The organism is Pseudomonas sp. P8_241, assembly GCF_034008315.1.
In the GTDB taxonomy this organism is placed as follows: domain Bacteria; phylum Pseudomonadota; class Gammaproteobacteria; order Pseudomonadales; family Pseudomonadaceae; genus Aquipseudomonas.
The window spans coordinates 5,457,933-5,476,117 of the sequence record NZ_CP125377.1 but is presented as its reverse complement, the minus strand read 5'-3'; the positions used below and the strand labels follow the sequence as shown (position 1 = coordinate 5,476,117).

Here is an 18,185-nt window from a genome sequence, read left to right as displayed (position 1 = left end):
ATATGAACGCGACGCCAGCTGTTGCTGATGATTTGATCGTTATCGGCAAGATTTACTCGGTTCACGGCGTTCGCGGCGAAGTGAAGGTGTACTCCTTTACTGATCCGATTAAGAACCTGCTGGAATACAAAACCTGGACGCTCAAGCGTGACGGCAATGTAAAGCAGGTAGAGCTGGTCAGCGGACGCGGGAACGACAAGTTCCTGGTCGCAAAGCTCAAGGGTCTCGATGATCGCGAAGAAGCTCGTCTTCTGGCCGGTTATGAGATCTGTGTGCCGCGCAACCTGTTCCCTGAACTCACCGACGGCGAGTACTACTGGTACCAGCTGGAAGGTCTCAAGGTCATCGACACCCTCGGACAATTGTTCGGGAAGATCGATCACCTGCTGGAGACCGGCTCGAATGATGTAATGGTGGTCAAGCCATGCGCTGGCAGCCTGGATGATCGCGAACGCCTGTTGCCCTATACCGAGCAATGCGTGTTGGCCATCGACCTGGCAGCAGGTGAGATGAAGGTGGATTGGGATGCGGACTTCTAAGCGTGGCTAACTTGCGCGTAGAAGTGATCAGTTTGTTTCCCGAGATGTTCTCCGCCATCAGCGAGTACGGCATCACCAGTCGTGCGGTGAAACAGGGGCTCTTGCAGCTGACCTGTTGGAATCCGCGAGACTACACGACGGATCGACATCACACTGTGGACGATCGCCCGTTTGGCGGTGGTCCGGGCATGGTGATGAAGATCAAACCCCTGGAAGATGCTCTGGTTCAGGCCAAGGCAGCAGCCGGGGAGGCGGCGAAGGTGATTTACCTGTCCCCCCAAGGCCGTCAACTGAATCAGTCGGCGGTACGCGAGTTGGCGAATCTGGATGCACTGATCCTGATTGCCGGCCGCTATGAAGGCATTGACGAGCGTTTTATTGATGCTCATGTCGATGAAGAGTGGTCGATTGGCGACTATGTACTGTCTGGCGGCGAGCTGCCGGCGATGGTCCTGATCGATGCGGTTACACGACTGCTGCCTGGAGCTTTAGGGCATGCGGACTCCGCAGAGGAAGATTCCTTTACGGATGGTTTGCTGGATTGCCCGCACTACACCCGACCGGAGGTGTATGCGGATCAGCGTGTTCCCGACGTATTGCTAAGTGGCAATCACGCGCACATCCGGCGTTGGCGTTTACAGCAGTCCCTTGGTCGGACCTATGAACGACGCGCCGATCTTCTGGAAAGCCGCTCGCTTTCTGGAGAAGAGAAGAAGCTGCTCGAGGAATACATCCTCGAGCGGGACGATAGTTAACAACGTATCGATGGTAGATCCGACGATTTACCTTAGGAGCACAGCATGACTAACAAAATCATCCTTGCACTCGAAGCAGAGCAGATGACCAAAGAGATCCCTACCTTTGCCCCGGGCGACACCATTGTCGTTCAGGTGAAAGTGAAGGAAGGCGACCGTTCGCGTCTGCAAGCGTTCGAAGGTGTTGTTATCGCCAAGCGTAACCGCGGCGTAAACAGTGCATTCACCGTTCGTAAAATCTCCAACGGTGTTGGCGTAGAACGTACTTTCCAGACCTACAGCCCGCAAATCGACAGCATGGCCGTTAAACGTCGCGGTGACGTACGTAAAGCCAAGCTGTACTACCTGCGTGACCTGTCTGGTAAAGCAGCTCGCATCAAGGAAAAACTGGCTTAAGTCCAGCTTCCGATGCAGAAAAAAGCAGCCTACGGGCTGCTTTTTTGTTGCCTGCGATTTGGTGCCTGGTTGAAAAGATCGCAGCCTGCGGCAGCTCCTACAGATTGAATTCAGATCTCCCGTGGGAGCTGCCGAAGGCTGCGATCTTTTGGATTTACGCCGTCTCCGGCTGGATCAGCGCCAGCAGCGTCCACCCAGCCGCAAGCTTGAGCGTACTGTCGGGTGTCACCACATGCACCCAGCCACTGTCATCGCGCACGAACAGCAAGGTCGCCCGATCACCATGCAGTGCGCGGTAGTCGTTCCAGCCAAAGCCATCCGTCAACGTCGTGCTGTACAGTTCGGAACCCTGACTCAACTGACTCGCAAGCTTGGCGTAGGTCAGTGCTTCACTGCCCAGTTGATTGCCCCGATGTTCCAGGCTGGTGCGATGTTTGTCTGTGCGACGGTTTTCCTGGCCGCTGGCCAGACCGAACATCCGCTGATGGCCCAGTTCATGACGAAAGCGCATCAGCGCCAGCGTGTTCATTTCACCGGACGGTGAGAGGGCCAGAAGATGTCCCAGTCCGACCAGATCCAGATGGGCATCGGCGTGTTGCGAGGCCGGGTTGCCGAAGTAGGTGGGCAAGCCCTCCATTCGCGCGGCGCGAATGTTCTCCCAGCTTGAGTCTGTCAATAACACTCGGCTGCCCAATTGTTGCAGTGCTTTGCCCAGCGTGCGCGCAGGTCCGTTGGCCCCAATGATCAAAAAACCGCTCGGTGCCGGTTCCGCGACGTTCAGCAAGCGCGCCAGCGGCCGGGCTGTCGCACTTTGCAAAACAACGGTGCCGATAATCACCGCGAACGTCAGCGGCACCAGCAGCAACGCACCTTGATGTCCTGCCTCGTGCAAGCGAATGGCGAAGATTGCCGACACGGCCGCCGCAACAATCCCCCTCGGAGCAATCCACGCCAACAGTGCGCGTTCGCGCCAGCTCAGGCTCGACCCGGCCGTACTGAGCAGCACGTTCAAAGGGCGCGCGATGAACTGGATGATCAGCAGCAGAATCAGCACCAGAGGCCCGAGACCGATCATCGCGTTCAGATCCAGTCGTGCCGCCAGTAGAATGAACAGCCCCGAAATCAGCAGGACGCTGAGGTTCTCCTTGAAATGCAGGATATGCCGCACGTCCACGCCTTTCATGTTGGCCAGCCACATGCCCATCAGCGTGACGGCGAGCAAGCCGGATTCGTGCGTGACTTCGTTGGAGGCGATAAAAATCCCCAGAACGGCGGCGAGCGCTGCCAGGTTATGAAGGTATTCCGGCAGCCACTGGCGGCGCATCAAAGTACCGAGCAACCAGCCACCAAATATCCCGAAAAGACTGCCACACAGAATCACGCCGCCGAAAGTCAGCAAGCTCTCTTTAAGGCCGTTACCTTCGGTGTTGGCAATGATGAAGCTGTAGACGACCACGGCGAGCAGCGCGCCGATAGGATCAATGACGATACCTTCCCAGCGAAGGATGTTGGCAATCGACGCCTTGGGCCGTACGACGCGCAACATGGGTACGATCACGGTCGGCCCGGTGACCAGGGTCAGGCTGCCAAAAAGAATCGACAGCATCCAGTCGAAACCCAGCAACCAGTGTGTGGCGACGGCAATTACAATCCAGGTTGAGAGCGCGCCCAGTGTCACCAGTCGATGAACGACACTGCCGATTTCACGCCATTCCGACAGATGCAGCGTCAGGCTGCCTTCAAACAGAATCAACGCTACCGCCAGCGACACCAATGGCATCAGCAATGGGCCAAACATTTCCTGCGGGTCGAGCAAGTGCAGCACCGGCCCGGCCAGAATGCCGGTCAACAGCAAAAAAAGAATCGCCGGCAGCTTCAGGCGCCAGGCTAACCACTGGCAGCCCAGTGCCGCCGCACCGATACCGCCAAACGCCAACAATATTTGCTGCTCGCTCATTGCTGCTCCCTGTTCCTTGAGATGGCGGCCTATGAAAGACTAGCGGCCAATTCCCTGTCCATTTTTAATTTTGTGCGCAGCTTTGAGGCTACGCGACTTGAGTGCCCATGCCTGCCATCGATCATCCGCTGATAGACCAATTCCTCGATGCCCTGTGGCTGGAAAAAGGCCTTTCCGATAACACCCGCGATGCCTATCGCAGTGACCTGGCCCTGTTCAACGGCTGGTTGCAGGAAAAAGGCCTGGAGTTGATCAATGCCGGGCGCGAGCTGATTCTCGATCACCTTGCCTGGCGGCTGGAGCAAAACTACAAGCCTCGGTCCACGGCACGATTTCTCTCCGGTGTGCGTGGCTTTTATCGCTATCTGTTGAGGGAAAAACTGATCTCGGTCGATCCCACCTTGCGTGTGGATATGCCGCAACTCGGTCGTCCATTGCCAAAATCCCTGTCGGAAGCCGATGTGGAAGCACTGCTCAAAGCGCCGGATCTGAGCGAAGCCATCGGTCAGCGTGATCGCGCCATGCTCGAAGTGTTGTATGCCTGTGGCCTGCGTGTGACGGAGCTGATCAGCCTGACACTGGAGCAGGTCAATCTGCGCCAAGGGGTTTTGCGGGTGATGGGCAAGGGCAGCAAGGAGCGTCTGGTGCCGATGGGCGAGGAAGCGATTGTCTGGGTCGAACGCTACATGCGTGATGCACGTAGTGAACTGCTCGGCGGGCGCCCCAGCGACGTGTTGTTTCCCAGCTTGCGTGGCGAGCAGATGACCCGCCAGACCTTCTGGCACCGCATCAAGCATCAGGCCAAGGTGGCGGGGATCGGCAAGTCGCTGTCACCGCACACCTTGCGCCATGCCTTCGCCACGCATCTGCTCAATCACGGCGCTGATTTGCGGGTGGTGCAGATGCTGTTGGGACACAGCGATTTGTCGACGACACAGATTTATACCCACGTTGCCAGGGCGCGGTTGCAAGACCTGCACGCCAAACACCATCCCCGCGGCTGACGACGTACTCTACAGGGGAACATCATCCATCTATGCGTCATGCGTCGAGCTCGTGTTGTCTGGCGACAGGCGCATTCGGCCACACGGACCTTATGTGATAGGCTTTGCCGGTTTGCACGATGGGCGGTTATGACCCGGTGTTTCGGCACGGGTGTTCTAGTCGTCCCATATGTTCGCCTTCAGGAGTTCTCATGCGTCTGACCCAGATTATCGCCGCCGCAGCCATTGCGTTGGTCAGCACCTTTGCCGTCGCCGACGACGCGGCCGACAAAGCCATTCGTAAGAGTCTGGAAAACCTCCAGCTCGAAGTGCCGGTAGAAACCATCACCGCCAGCCCGCTGCCGGGCCTGTACGAAGTCAAACTCAAGGGCAGCCGCGTTCTCTACGCCAGCGCCGACGGCCAATACGTGGTTCAGGGCTACCTGTTCGATCTCAAGGGCGGTAAGCCAGTCAACCTGACCGAAAAAACCGAACGCCTGGGCATCTCCAAACTGGTCAACGATATTCCGGTCGCCGAAACCGTGGTGTACCCGGCCATTGGCGAAACCAAGTCGCACATCACCGTATTCACTGACACCACTTGCCCGTACTGCCACAAGCTGCATGCGGAAGTGCCTGAGTTGAACAAGCGCGGCATTGAAGTGCGCTACGTCGCGTTCCCGCGCCAGGGCCTGGGTTCGCCGGGTGACGAGCAACTGCAAGCAGTGTGGTGCTCCAAAGACAAGAAAGCGGCCATGGACAAAATGGTCGATGGCAAGGAAATCAAGGCCGCCAAATGCGATAACCCGGTTTCCAAGCAGTTCGCTCTGGGTCAGTCGATCGGCGTGAACGGCACACCGGCCATCGTTTTGGCCGACGGTCAGGTCATTCCGGGCTACCAGCCTGCGCCACAAGTCGCCAAACTGGCGCTGGGCGCGAAATAGATTCGCATTGTCAGGGCCAGCCTTGACGATCATGGTCCGGCAGCGACATCGCCGGGCCATTAATAGAGAGCCGCGAGCACGCGGTTGTTTTCACGGCCGGCCTTGAGTCGGTCGTTTTATGGGGAGTTCACAGTGAAACCGGTCAAAGTAGGCATCTGTGGGTTAGGAACCGTCGGTGGCGGTACCTTCAACGTACTTCAGCGCAACGCCGAGGAAATTGCTCGTCGTGCCGGGCGTGGGATCGAAGTGGCACAAATTGCCATGCGCACGCCAAAGCCTCAGTTCCAAACGACCGGTATTGCGATTACCAACGATGTCTTCGAAGTGGCCACGAACCCTGAGATCGACATCGTGATAGAGCTGATGGGCGGCTACACCGTTGCCCGCGAGCTGGTACTCAAGGCCATCGAGAATGGCAAGCATGTGGTCACCGCGAACAAGGCTCTGATTGCCGTTCACGGTAACGAAATTTTCGCCAAGGCTCGCGAGAAGGGCGTGATTGTCGCGTTCGAAGCGGCCGTGGCCGGTGGCATCCCGGTGATCAAGGCGATCCGTGAAGGCCTGTCCGCCAACCGCATCAACTGGGTGGCCGGCATCATCAACGGCACCGGCAACTTCATCCTTACGGAAATGCGCGAGAAGGGTCGCACCTTCGAAGACGTGTTGGCTGAAGCCCAGGCACTGGGTTACGCCGAGGCTGATCCGACCTTCGACGTTGAAGGCATCGACGCGGCCCACAAGCTGACGATCCTGGCTTCGATTGCGTTCGGCATTCCGCTGCAGTTCGAAAAGGCTTACACCGAAGGCATCACCAAACTGACCACTGCTGACGTGAACTACGCCGAAGCGCTGGGCTACCGCATCAAGCACCTGGGCGTGGCGCGCAGCACTGCAGCCGGTATCGAGTTGCGCGTGCACCCGACGCTGATCCCGGCCGATCGCCTGATCGCCAACGTCAACGGCGTGATGAACGCGGTGATGGTCAACGGCGATGCTGCCGGTTCGACCCTGTTCTACGGCGCCGGCGCCGGCATGGAGCCGACCGCTTCGTCGGTGATCGCCGACCTGGTGGACGTGGTTCGCGCCATGACGTCGGACCCGGAAAACCGCGTGCCGCACCTGGCATTCCAGCCGGATTCGCTGTCGGCTCACCCGATCCTGCCGATCGAAGCCTGCGAAAGTGCCTACTACCTGCGCATTCAGGCCAAGGATCATCCGGGTGTGTTGGCACAGGTCGCGAGCATCCTCTCGGAGCGCGGCATCAACATTGAGTCGATCATGCAGAAGGAAGCCGAGGAACACGACGGCCTGGTGCCGATGATCCTGCTGACCCACCGCGTGCTGGAACAGCACATCAACGATGCCATCGCTGCTCTGGAAGCCCTGGCGGGTGTGGTCGGTCCGGTTGTACGGATTCGTGTCGAGCACCTGAACTAAGTCGTAGTCGTTACCGGGCGTCGTTGCAGGCGCTCGGCATTGCGAACACTGTCCCAATGGAGTCAGTCATGCGTTACATCAGCACTCGCGGCCAGGCACCGGCCCTTAATTTCGAAGACGTCCTGCTGGCAGGTCTTGCCACCGACGGCGGTCTGTACGTCCCGGAAAACCTGCCACGTTTCACCCAGGAAGAAATCGCTTCCTGGGCCGGCCTGCCGTACCACGAGCTGGCTTTCCGAGTCATGCGCCCGTTCGTGACCGGCAGCATTCCGGACGCCGATTTCAAAAAGATTCTTGAAGAAACCTACGGTGTGTTCGCCCACAGCGCCGTTGCGCCGCTGCGTCAACTGAACGGCAACGAGTGGGTGCTGGAGCTGTTCCACGGCCCGACCCTGGCGTTCAAGGACTTCGCCCTGCAACTGCTCGGTCGCCTGCTCGACTACGTGCTGGAAAAGCGCGGCGAGCGTGTGGTGATCGTCGGCGCCACCTCCGGTGACACCGGCTCTGCCGCCATCGAAGGCTGCAAGCATTGCGAAAACGTCGACATCTTCATCCTGCACCCGCACAACCGGGTGTCTGAAGTGCAGCGTCGGCAGATGACCACCATTTTCGGTGAGAACATCCACAACATCGCCATCGAAGGCAACTTCGATGATTGCCAGGAAATGGTCAAGGCGAGCTTCGCCGACCAGGGCTTCCTCAAGGGCACTCGCCTGGTCGCTGTGAATTCGATCAACTGGGCGCGGATCATGGCCCAGATCGTTTACTACTTCCATGCAGCCCTGCAACTGGGCGGTCCGGCGCGTTCGGTGGCGTTCTCGGTGCCGACCGGCAACTTTGGCGACATCTTCGCCGGTTACCTGGCCCGCAACATGGGCCTGCCGATCAACCAGTTGATCGTCGCAACCAACCGCAACGATATCCTGCACCGCTTCATGAGCGGCAACCAGTACGTCAAGGAAACCCTGCACGCCACTCTGTCACCGTCCATGGACATCATGGTCTCTTCGAACTTCGAACGCCTGCTGTTCGACCTGCACGGTCGCAACGGCGCGGCAATCGCCGGGCTGATGGATTCGTTCAAGCAGGGCGGCGGTTTCAGCGTCGAGCAAGAGCGCTGGACCGAAGCTCGCAAACTGTTCGACTCGCTGGCCGTGGATGACGCGCAAACGTGCGAAACCATCGCCGAAGTCTACGAGCAGACTGGCGAAGTGCTGGATCCGCATACCGCCATCGGCGTCAAGGCTGCGCGCGAATGCCGTCGCAGCCTGGACATTCCAATGGTGATTCTGGGGACCGCCCACCCGGTCAAATTCCCGGACGCCGTGGAAAAAGCTGGTGTAGGAAAAGAGCTCGAACTCCCTGCACATCTTTCTGATTTGTTTGAGCGAGACGAGCGTTGCACCGTGTTGCCGAATGACTTGAAAGCCGTGCAGGCCTTTGTCAGTCAGCATGGCAACCGTGGCAAGCCTTTGTAACGTCTAAAGCTGTCACATTTTGAAGCCCGTCTCCTGACGGGCTTTTTCATTTCTGCATGCACACTTGTCGTGTTGTCGCCCAGAAAGGAAGGGCGAGCGAATCACGAAGGATGTGGCAATGCTGTTTTCAAATGGGTTCAAACCGGTTGGGTGTTGGCTGTTGCTGCTTGCAACCATGGGCATCAGCCAAATGGGCGTTGCGGCGCCGATGGTCATCCCTGAGCACGGTTCGACGCTCGCGCTGAATGCGCAGGAACTGCAGTGGATCGCCACTCACCCGCGCGTCGTCGTCACGGCGCTGGATTATCCGTTGTACCTGTTCAAGGACAAACATGGCCGCTGGAGCGGCTTTCATTTCGATGTGCTCAAGCGCATCAGTGTGATGACGGGATTGCAGTTTGTTTTCGAAGAGTCGTTTTCGACCGATCAGATGCTGGTGAAACTGGAAGGCGGTAGAGCCGACTTGAGTTCAATGCTGTCGATGAACGATGAGCGCAAAGTGTTTCTGGATTTCAGTCATGCGTTTGGTGGCGCTGGCTGGATATTTGTCGGACGAGTCGGGGCGCCCCAGGTGCAATCGCTGGACGAACTGGCGAAACGGGTGCTGGTGCTGCCGGCCCGGCATGCACTGGAAGCAGTGATTCGCCGCGACTACCCGTCCATTGAGTTGCGAACGGTGAAAACCAACGCCGAGGCGCGAGCCTGGGTTGAAAGCGGTGACGCCTACGCCACCATCGACAATGAAATTGGCGCGCAACTCTATCCGTCCGGACGGCTGCAAGTCGGGGCTGTCGTGCCGGGCAAATGGGACGCAGATTACATGTCGGTACGCAAAGGGCAGCCGCAATTGCTGAGCATTCTGAACAAGGCCCTGAATGCTTTTCCTCCAGAGGACCTGCGTGCCATGCGCCTGAAGTGGTTCAGTGGCGCGGTTGCGTCCCGAGCACCAGGTTTCTGGCAAAGACTGGATCAGTGGTTCTGCGCTGGAATTGTGGTCGTTGGTTTGTTCAGTCTGTTGTCATTGCTGTGGAACCGGCGGTTGGCGGTGCTGGTCAGGCAGAGGTTTGAGGCCGAAAAGAGCCTCAGCGATCAGCTGGCCTTCCAGCATGCATTGCTGGACGCCATGCCCGACCCGATGTTCGTTCGTGATCTGCAAGGGCGCCTGGTCATGTGTAACAAAAGTTATGAGGAGGCTTTGTCGACCCGATTTGATCAGGTTCAGGGGCGACAGTTGATTGAGGTCGATGTCATGCCCAAACGCACCGCCGAACTCTTGCATGCCGAATTCATGAGCCAGCTGGAAACGCGAAGGACGCGTTTCAGTGAGCGGCAGTTGAGATTCAAGGACGGTATCCGGGACGTCTATCAGTGGACTGTGCCGTTTTACGGTGCAGACGGCCATTTACGAGGATTACTGGGTGGTTGGGCTGAAATCGATCGTCGAAACCGACAGGCGTGAAGCCAACGTTTTTTCTCTGTCATGTTGGCCGTGCATGCTCATTTGACCTGATTTGCAGGTACACCCTGCAATCAGCCTCCAGAACTTTCTTCTCGGGCCCGTGGTCATTTATTGCAGACACGCCCAAGGCACGTTGTTTCGGACTATTGAGTGGAGATCGGGATGGAAAGTATCAGTCTATTGCTCGGTGAGGCGCTGAGCCCGTATCAAGTTACATTGACCCCTTCAGGTGGTCATGGCGATTGCCTGGTGACCTTGAAGAATTCGATTGGCGCCACAGTCGTCGAGCGAGCGTTCAATCAGGCTCAGTTGAATGACAAGCGTTTGTTGACGGATGTGGTTGATGGTTTGCATCGCGACGTGCTGATCGCAGAAGGACGTTTGGAGCCCTGTGTCATGGCGGCGTTGCGCAATGCTGCCCTGGACAAGCGGGTGGCCAGCCAGGTTTGAAGGGATTTGTGCGGGAACCTTCCTGCACCCATGCCAGTCAGAGCTTGTAACAACAGGATCAAGCATTGTGCTCCGGTGCTTGTATCTTGCTGCTACGGGTCTTTATGTAGGCCACGTTTAACCCCGAGTCGTCTCCCCACTTCTCGGGGTTTCTTTTTTCCGTGATTTTTCAATGTCCGGCCTGCTGCTCAAAAAACGCCTTGGCAGCGTCGAGGTACTCACGGCGGCTTTGCGGGTCGAGCCAGGCTGCATAAGCCTCGCTCAATTGATCTCGAGGCAAGGCGCGTAGCAGTCGATTGATCTCGATAATCGCCTCGCGGCCCTGCGGCGTGTCGGTACAGCCGATGTAGCCAGACAGATACTTGCCCGTGCCGCGAATCGGATAGAACAGCAACTCATCCTCCGCGATTTCTTGCTGCTGCGCCTGGTAGCGGATCTCCGGACGATAACCCAGCAGCAATTGCAAACGACCCAGGCGTTGCATCTGCAAGAGGCTGCCCAGTGCGTCGTTGCCGTAGTGGAGCGTCAGCACCTGGCTCGGGGCCTGTTTGAGCAGTGCATCGAGGTACTCGCCGTAGTTGCGCTCGGCAACAACTCCCAGGGTGACGGTGCCGGTCGCCAAAAGCGCGGAAAGGTCCACCTCGTTGTCCTTGATGAAAGGCGCCAGCACTTCTCGATCAGCGCGTCGCACGGCCAGGCCGTTACTCATGGCGCGAAAGACCGGGATGGAAAACGCGATCCAGGTTTCGCGTTCCTTGCTCCAGTTCAGCGCGGCATCGCAGGTGAGGGATGACTCATGAAGCATTTGCAATCCGCGGGCTCGATTGACCTTCATCACGCTGTGCTGGTACTGAGGCATGTCGGCGATCAGTGTTGTTAACAGTTGATCGATGATCCCCAGACCTTTTTTAGGCCCATCGAATATGAACAGCGGTGGCAAGTCGCGCTTGAGCCAGATCAGGGTTTCCTTGGACTGCGCGAACGCCGAAGGAGCAATGGCTGCGATCAGCAGTGCGCCCGCAATAGCGCGCAATGCCCGCCCGTTTTGCCACCGGCAGTGCTTGAGGACTCGCGCAAGCCAGCGCTTGGGCTCAAATGGCCCCGTCTTTGCGCAGTTGTATGATCTGCGACGCGTCATAGCCAAGTTCCTGGAGTACCTGCGCGTTGTGCTCGCCCAGTTGTGGCCCGACCCATTCACAATCACCGGGTGTCTCAGAGAGTTTCGGCACAATGCCCGGCATCTTGAAATCTTTGCCATCCGGCAGCTTGGCCTGCAGGAACATTTCCCGGGCAAGGTATTGCGGATCACTGAACATGTCTTCGGCGCTGAAGATCCGACTGGCGGGAACGTCAGCCTGATTCAAGCGTTCGATGACGCTGTCCAGGGGGAGCGAGTTAACCCAGCGATCAATGACGCCGTAAAGCTCGTCGCGACGTTTGTCACGGCCATCGTTGCTGGCCAGTGTCGGGTCGTTGGCCAAGTCTTCGCGGCCAATGATCAGCATGAAGCGTTTGAAGATCGCGTCGCCGTTCGCGCCGATCTGCACGTGCTTGCCGTCAGCGCTGGTGTGAATCGAAGACGGAGTGATGCCGGGCATGATATTGCCAGTGCGCTCGCGGATGAAGCCGAATACGTCGAACTCCGGGACCATGCTTTCCATCATGGCGAAGATCGCTTCATACAGCGCCACATCGACCACCTGGCCTTGGCCACCGTTGACTTCTCGATGACGCAAGGCCATCAGCGCCCCGATCACGCCCCACAGTGCGGCTATCGAGTCCCCGATGGAAATACCGGTGCGCACCGGTGGTCGGTCCTCGAAACCGGTGATATAGCGCAGGCCGCCCATGGATTCACCGACGGCGCCAAAGCCTGGCTGGTCTTTCATCGGGCCGGTCTGGCCGAATCCCGAGAGCCGCACCATGACCAGTTTCGGGTTCAACGCGTGCAGGACCTCCCAGCCCAGACCGAGTTTTTCCAGTACACCAGGGCGAAAATTCTCGATCAGGATGTCCGCTTCGCCCAGCAGCTTTTTCAGAATCGCCAAGCCTTCCGGATGCTTCAAGTTCAGGGTCAGGGACTTTTTGTTGCGTGCCTGAACGAACCACCACAACGAAGTGCCTTCATACAGCTTGCGCCATTTTCGCAGCGGATCGCCGCCATCCGGGGATTCGATCTTGATCACATCGGCGCCGAATTCAGCGCAAATCCGCGACGCAAAGGGACCGGCGATCAGTGTCCCCAATTCGATGACTTTCAGACCTGAGAGCGGTTTGGCGGTGAGCGGCATGCTGGTTCCTGTAGGACAAAGGTTGAGCGAGTACAGCGTTTTAACATAGCCGACTGTCAGGCGCCCAAGGTTGATCGCCATCTATTCGTGGAATGCTTGCCGCATCGGTTAGACTTGCCGCCTTTCCCCGTATCAAGAAGCCCGTTCATGGCCCAGCCGTCCACGACCTACAAGTTTGAATTGAACCTCACCGACCTCGACCGCAGCGTCTACGAGAGCGTCAAGCAGACCATCGCCCGACATCCTTCGGAAACCGAAGAACGCATGACCGTGCGCCTGCTGGCCTACGCCCTCTGGTACAACGAACAGCTGTCTTTTGGCCGTGGTCTGTCAGAAGTGGATGAACCGGCCCTGTGGGAAAAAAGCCTGGATGACCGTGTCCTGCACTGGATCGAAGTCGGCCAACCCGATGCCGATCGCCTGACCTGGTGCTCGCGCCGCACTGAGCGCACCAGCCTGCTGGCCTACGGCAGTTTGCGCGTCTGGGAAGGCAAGGTAATCCCGGCGATCAAGAATCTGAAAAACGTTCATATTGCGGCAGTCCCTCAGGAAGTCCTGGAGACCCTGGCCAAAGACATGCCTCGCGTGATCAAGTGGGATGTGATGATCAGCGAAGGGACGATTTTCGTCACCGACGACCGTGGTCAGCATGAAGTCCAGTTGCAATGGTTGTCGGGTGAGCGCGGCTGATCCCTCGCCGCTCATCCGGTTTTACCCTACCTAATCAAGAGAAGCCCCTGTCACCCCATGCGCATCGAACCCCGCCTGCTGCCCGACACCCTGCCATTTCTCGGTGATATTCCGCCGCTGCTGACCCGCCTGTATGCCGCGCGGGGCGTGCAGTCTGAAGCCGAACTGGACAAGAGCCTGGCGCGACTGATTCCGTTCCAGAAGCTCAAGGGCATCGAGGCGGCGGTGGATTTGCTGGTGATTGCGCTCGAGCAGCGTCAGCGGATCCTGATCGTTGGCGACTTCGACGCCGACGGCGCCACGGCCAGTACCGTGGGGACCTTGGGTTTGCGCTTGCTGGGTGCGGCGCATGTCGATTACCTGGTCCCGAATCGCTTCGATTACGGCTACGGCCTGACACCGGAGATCGTTGCCGTGGCGCTGGAACGTCAGCCTCAGTTGCTGATCACCGTGGACAACGGCATCTCCAGTGTCGAGGGTGTAGCGGCGGCGAAGCAGGCCGGGCTCAGTGTACTGGTCACCGATCACCACTTGCCCGGTGACGAACTGCCTCTGGCCGATGCCATCGTCAATCCGAATCAGCCCGGCTGCGAGTTCCCGAGCAAGGCGCTGGCGGGTGTCGGGGTGATTTTCTATGTGCTGATGGCCTTGCGTGCGCGATTGCGCGAGCTCGGCTGGTACGCGAACACGCCGCAGCCGAACATCGGCGAATTGCTTGATCTGGTGGCTTTGGGCAGCGTCGCCGACGTGGTTCCACTGGATGCCAACAACCGGATTCTGGTGCATCAGGGCCTGGAGCGCATTCGTGCTGGACGTGCCCGGCCGGGGATCAAGGCGATCCTCGAAGTGGCCAAGCGTGACCACACGCGCATCACTTCGACCGACCTGGGCTTCATCGTCGGCCCGCGCCTGAACGCGGCGGGGCGACTGGATGACATGAGCCTGGGCATCGAATGCCTGCTGACCGACGACGCCGGGCTGGCACGCGAAATGGCGGCTCAACTGGATGGCATGAACCAGGACCGCAAATCCATCGAGCAAGGCATGCAGCGTGAGGCGCTGGCGCAGCTCAAGGATTTGCCGGTGGAATCGATGCCGTTCGGTTTGTGTCTGTTCGATCCCGAGTGGCATCAGGGCGTCATCGGCATCCTCGCGTCGCGCATGAAAGAGCGTTACTTCCGACCGACCATTGCCTTCGCCGATGCTGGCGATGGCTTGCTCAAGGGCTCGGGACGTTCGGTCCAGGGCTTTCACATTCGTGATGCCCTGAGCGTGGTGGCGGCGCAGCATCCGAACCTGATCACCAAATACGGTGGTCATGCGATGGCGGCCGGCCTGACACTACCGGAAGCGAATTTTCCGCTGTTCGCCGAAGCCTTTGATGCTGAAGTGCGTCGGCAACTGCGCGAAGAAGACCTGACCGGGCGCTTGCTGTCGGACGGCACGCTGGCGGTGGAAGAGTTTCACCTGGAACTGGCCCGCGCCCTGCGCCATGCGGGTCCTTGGGGCCAGCATTTTCCTGAACCGTTGTTTCACGGTGTGTTCCAGTTGGTCGAGCAGCGCGTTGTCGGTGAACGGCATCTTAAAGTCGTGCTGAAGAGCGAGTGCGGCTCGGTCAAACTCGATGGCATTGCCTTCGGGATCGACCGCGACATCTGGCCCAATCCAACGATCAAATGGGTAGAACTGGCCTATAAGCTCGACCTCAACGAGTTTCGTGGGAACGAGACGGTTCAACTGATGATTGCCCACATCGAACCGCGTTGACCCCACACCTGTAGGAGCGAGCTCGCTCGCGATGGACGTGAACGATGGCGCTGGGAACCTGATACACCGCGGTGTCCTGTCGTCCATCGCGAGCGAGCTCGCTCCTACAAGGGGGCGACATCCCCCGATGTCGACTAGGCTCTAAGCACTGCTTGATTATCCTTGTGACGTCTTGTCCATTTTTTGCCCGCGGGGGCGGGTGCTGTAGCTTTTTCCTGTCACTCGTCGACTTTTCAAACAGAACCCTGGAGCCTGCCCACTGATTCGAGAGGTGCCCCATGAGTCTGCTGCTTGAACCCTATACCCTTCGCCAATTGACCCTTCCCAACCGTGTCGCGGTCTCACCAATGTGCCAATACTCAAGTGTTGACGGCCTGGCCAATGACTGGCATCTGGTCCACCTCGGCAGCCGCGCGATCGGCGGGGCCGGGCTGGTGTTTACCGAAGCCACGGCGATCACTGCCGACGGGCGCATCACCGCGCAGGACCTTGGCCTGTGGAACGATGAACAGATCGAGCCTTTGCAACGCATCACTCGCTTCATCGCGGCGCAAGGCGCCGTAGCCGGTATTCAACTGGCCCATGCCGGTCGCAAGGCCAGTACTTACAGACCGTGGCTGGGCAAGCACGGCAGCGTCAAACCCGACGAGGGTGGCTGGGTTCCGGTCGGCCCTTCACCGATTGCTTTCGATCCCCAGCACACCCAGCCCAAGCAGCTGGATGAAGGCGAGATCGCCACCGTCATCCAGGCCTTTGTCGAAGCGGCCAAGCGCGCGCTGACTGCAGGATTCAAGGTGGTCGAAGTCCATGCCGCCCACGGTTACCTGTTGCATCAATTTCTTTCACCCTTGAGTAATCAACGCCGCGATCAGTACGGCGGTTCGTTCGAAAACCGCATCCGGCTAGTGCTCCAGGTCACCGAAGCGGTGCGTGCGGCGTGGCCGGAAGAGTTGCCGGTGTTTGTCCGCGTCTCGGCGACCGATTGGGTGGAGGACGGTTGGAACCCGGATGAAACCGTGGAGCTGGCACGGCGCCTCAAGAACCTGGGTGTGGATTTGATCGATGTTTCTTCGGGTGGCACAGCGGTGAACGCCGAAATCCCCACAGGCCCCGGCTATCAGACCCGATTCGCCGAGCGTGTGCGCAAAGAGTCAGGCATCGCCACCGGCACCGTCGGCATGATTACCGAGCCGGCCCAGGCCGAGCACATTCTGCGCACCTGTCAGGCGGACATCATTTTCCTGGCGCGTGAATTGTTGCGCGATCCGTACTGGGCGCTGCATGCGGATGACGATCTGGGCGGACGCAAGGCGGTCTGGCCGGCGCAGTACCAACGAGCGACCCATCGCGAGCAGCCGATCCACGAGTCGGATCTGCGCGACTAAAACCATCGGCATGAAAAAGCCCCTGAATCGAGAGATGCAGGGGCTTTTCTTTGCGCCGAATGCCAATCAGGCCGCTTGAATTTTGCTGCGGTTCTGCTCGACTTTATTCAGGTAGTCCTTGAGTTTTTCCTGCTCCGCGGCGGTGGTGAACAAACCGAGCTTGCTGCGACGCCACAGGATGTCGTGGGCGGTGGTGGCCCATTCTTCGCTGCACAGGTAATCGACTTCGCGGGTGTAGAGACCGCCGCCGATGTGTTCGCCCAGATCCCTCAGACTCTCAACGCCTTCGAGCATGCGCCAGGTGCGGCTACCGTAGGTCGTGGCCCAGCGGCGCGCGATTTCGCTTGGGACCCAGTCGAACTGGTCGCGAATGCGCGAGCTCAGGGCTTGCGGCGTGGTCATGTCTTCACCGCCCGGCAGCGTGGCGTTGGCGGTCCAGCTCGGCTGGATGTGCTTGAAGTACGGTGCCAGTTGCGTCAGCGCCGACTCGGCCAGTTTGCGGTAGGTGGTGAGCTTGCCGCCGAACACCGACAACAAAGGTGCCTCTTCGCCGGCGCCGGACAGTGCGAGGGTGTAGTCGCGGGTCACGGCGGACGGGTTATCGGATTCGTCGTTGCACAGCGGCCGTACGCCGGAATAGCTGTGCAGGATATCGTCGCGGCCGATCTGCTTTTTGAAGTGTGCGTTGACCACCTTCAACAGGTAGTCGGTCTCGCCGTCGGTAATCGCCACTTTCGCCGGATCGCCGGTGTACTCGCGGTCAGTGGTGCCGATCAGGGTGAAGTGGTTCAAGTACGGAATGGTGAACACGATGCGCTGATCTTCGTTTTGCAGGATGTGCGCGTGTTCGCCTTCGTACAGCTTCGGAACGATCAGGTGGCTGCCCTGAATCAAGCGAATGCCGTAAGGCGATTCCATCTTCAGATCGTCGCGAATGAATTTGGCAACCCATGGGCCGGCGGCGTTCACCAGTGCCTTGGCGCGGATGGAAAACAGGCTGCCGTCGGCACGCTCCAGATGCAGATGCCATAGGCCTTTGGTGCGGCGCGCGCTGACGCAACGGGTCAGGGTATGAACGTGAGCGCCTTTTTCCCGGGCCGCCATGGCGTTCAATACCACCAGACGCGCATCGTCGACCCAGCAGTCGGAATATTCGAAGCCTTTGGTGATCTCACTTTTGAGCGCGCTGTCCGGTCCGAATTTCAGGCTTTTCGAACCTTCAAGCTGTTCGCGCTTGCCCAGGTTGTCATAGAGGAACAATCCGGCGCGGATCATCCAGGCCGGGCGCAGGTGAGGGCGGTGTGGCAGCACGAAGCGCATTTGCTTGACGATGTGCGGTGCCTTGGCCAGCAGCACTTCGCGCTCAGCCAGGGCTTCGCGAACGAGACGGAATTCGTAATGTTCCAGGTAACGCAGGCCGCCATGGATCAGCTTGCTGCTGGCTGAAGAGGTGTGGCTGGCCAAATCATCCTTTTCGCAAAGGAACACCGAAAGCCCTCGGCCGGCAGCATCCGCTGCGATCCCCACGCCATTGATCCCGCCACCGATGACAGCGATATCGTAGACCTCGGAAAGAGGGGGCGTAGGCAAGGTAGAAGTGGGCATCGGCTCGGGCCTCGGAATTCTTTGATGTTCTGTATTTGAATTCGAACAT

Annotated in this window: 16 protein-coding genes; 12 read left to right on the top strand and 4 right to left on the bottom strand. The window is 58.8% G+C overall.

Translation table 11 applies throughout. From position 1 onward, the window contains the following. Positions 1 to 2 precede the first annotated feature (2 nt). Genes rimM through rplS form a run of 3 tightly spaced genes read left to right on the top strand, consistent with a single transcriptional unit; the run spans position 3 to position 1,690 of the window. The gene (gene rimM, locus QMK58_RS24505) at positions 3 to 539 is read left to right on the top strand and encodes a ribosome maturation factor RimM (RefSeq protein ID WP_053155094.1); all 537 of its coding nucleotides are present in this window, start codon (positions 3 to 5) and stop codon (positions 537 to 539) included. Between the two features lie 2 nt (positions 540 to 541). Further along, on the top strand, positions 542 to 1,294 hold the full coding sequence (trmD, locus tag QMK58_RS24500; RefSeq protein WP_053155096.1) for a tRNA (guanosine(37)-N1)-methyltransferase TrmD: 753 nt from the start codon (positions 542 to 544) through the stop codon (positions 1,292 to 1,294). Positions 1,295 to 1,339: 45 nt separating this feature from the next. Next, positions 1,340 to 1,690, top strand: coding sequence for a 50S ribosomal protein L19 (rplS, locus tag QMK58_RS24495; protein WP_003175895.1), 351 nt, complete (start codon positions 1,340 to 1,342; stop codon positions 1,688 to 1,690). A gap of 154 nt (positions 1,691 to 1,844) precedes the next feature. Here rplS and QMK58_RS24490 read toward each other — a convergent pair whose 3' ends face one another. Beyond that, positions 1,845 to 3,647, bottom strand: coding sequence for a cation:proton antiporter (locus tag QMK58_RS24490; protein WP_053155098.1), 1,803 nt, complete (start codon positions 3,645 to 3,647; stop codon positions 1,845 to 1,847). Positions 3,648 to 3,754: 107 nt separating this feature from the next. Here QMK58_RS24490 and xerD point away from each other — a divergent pair, with 107 nt between their 5' ends. From xerD to QMK58_RS24460, 6 genes are all read left to right on the top strand, one after another. Beyond that, complete coding sequence (gene xerD, locus QMK58_RS24485; protein WP_320395564.1) at positions 3,755 to 4,651, top strand: site-specific tyrosine recombinase XerD; 897 nt, start codon at positions 3,755 to 3,757, stop codon at positions 4,649 to 4,651. A 191-nt stretch (positions 4,652 to 4,842) separates the two neighbouring features. Further along, a complete protein-coding gene (dsbC, locus tag QMK58_RS24480) occupies positions 4,843 to 5,574 on the top strand; it encodes a bifunctional protein-disulfide isomerase/oxidoreductase DsbC (RefSeq protein ID WP_053155102.1) in 732 nt (243 codons plus the stop codon). A 132-nt stretch (positions 5,575 to 5,706) separates the two neighbouring features. Continuing rightward, positions 5,707 to 7,011, top strand: coding sequence for a homoserine dehydrogenase (locus QMK58_RS24475; RefSeq protein WP_095057031.1), 1,305 nt, complete (start codon positions 5,707 to 5,709; stop codon positions 7,009 to 7,011). A gap of 68 nt (positions 7,012 to 7,079) precedes the next feature. Beyond that, the gene (gene thrC, locus QMK58_RS24470; RefSeq protein WP_320395563.1) at positions 7,080 to 8,489 is read left to right on the top strand and encodes a threonine synthase; all 1,410 of its coding nucleotides are present in this window, start codon (positions 7,080 to 7,082) and stop codon (positions 8,487 to 8,489) included. Between the two features lie 118 nt (positions 8,490 to 8,607). Then, a complete protein-coding gene (locus tag QMK58_RS24465) occupies positions 8,608 to 9,948 on the top strand; it encodes a transporter substrate-binding domain-containing protein (protein ID WP_320395562.1) in 1,341 nt (446 codons plus the stop codon). A 162-nt stretch (positions 9,949 to 10,110) separates the two neighbouring features. Then, complete coding sequence (locus QMK58_RS24460; protein ID WP_320395561.1) at positions 10,111 to 10,398, top strand: DUF3509 domain-containing protein; 288 nt, start codon at positions 10,111 to 10,113, stop codon at positions 10,396 to 10,398. A gap of 169 nt (positions 10,399 to 10,567) precedes the next feature. Here the strand turns inward: QMK58_RS24460 and QMK58_RS24455 are convergent, their stop codons facing one another. Beyond that, positions 10,568 to 11,536, bottom strand: a complete 969-nt coding sequence (locus tag QMK58_RS24455) for a TIGR02285 family protein (RefSeq protein WP_320395560.1) — start codon at positions 11,534 to 11,536, stop codon at positions 10,568 to 10,570. Then, on the bottom strand, positions 11,490 to 12,689 hold the full coding sequence (locus tag QMK58_RS24450; protein WP_320395559.1) for a CaiB/BaiF CoA-transferase family protein: 1,200 nt from the start codon (positions 12,687 to 12,689) through the stop codon (positions 11,490 to 11,492). The genes QMK58_RS24455 and QMK58_RS24450 overlap by 47 nt, the downstream gene beginning before the upstream one ends. Before the next feature lie 147 nt (positions 12,690 to 12,836). On the opposite strand from QMK58_RS24450, the gene QMK58_RS24445 reads away from it, so the two are divergent. From QMK58_RS24445 to QMK58_RS24435, 3 genes are all read left to right on the top strand, one after another. Beyond that, positions 12,837 to 13,379, top strand: a complete 543-nt coding sequence (locus QMK58_RS24445; protein WP_053155117.1) for a YaeQ family protein — start codon at positions 12,837 to 12,839, stop codon at positions 13,377 to 13,379. A 57-nt stretch (positions 13,380 to 13,436) separates the two neighbouring features. Then, positions 13,437 to 15,146: a single-stranded-DNA-specific exonuclease RecJ gene (recJ, locus tag QMK58_RS24440; protein ID WP_320395558.1), complete on the top strand. Its 1,710-nt coding sequence runs from the start codon at positions 13,437 to 13,439 to the stop codon at positions 15,144 to 15,146. A 278-nt stretch (positions 15,147 to 15,424) separates the two neighbouring features. After that, positions 15,425 to 16,531 carry an NADH:flavin oxidoreductase/NADH oxidase gene (locus QMK58_RS24435; protein WP_053155121.1) on the top strand — a complete coding sequence of 369 codons (1,107 nt, stop codon included), beginning with the start codon at positions 15,425 to 15,427 and terminating at the stop codon, positions 16,529 to 16,531. 66 nt (positions 16,532 to 16,597) lie between these two features. On the opposite strand, the gene glpD is transcribed toward QMK58_RS24435, so the two are convergent. After that, positions 16,598 to 18,136: a glycerol-3-phosphate dehydrogenase gene (gene glpD / locus QMK58_RS24430; RefSeq protein ID WP_053155123.1), complete on the bottom strand. Its 1,539-nt coding sequence runs from the start codon at positions 18,134 to 18,136 to the stop codon at positions 16,598 to 16,600. Positions 18,137 to 18,185 lie beyond the last annotated feature (49 nt).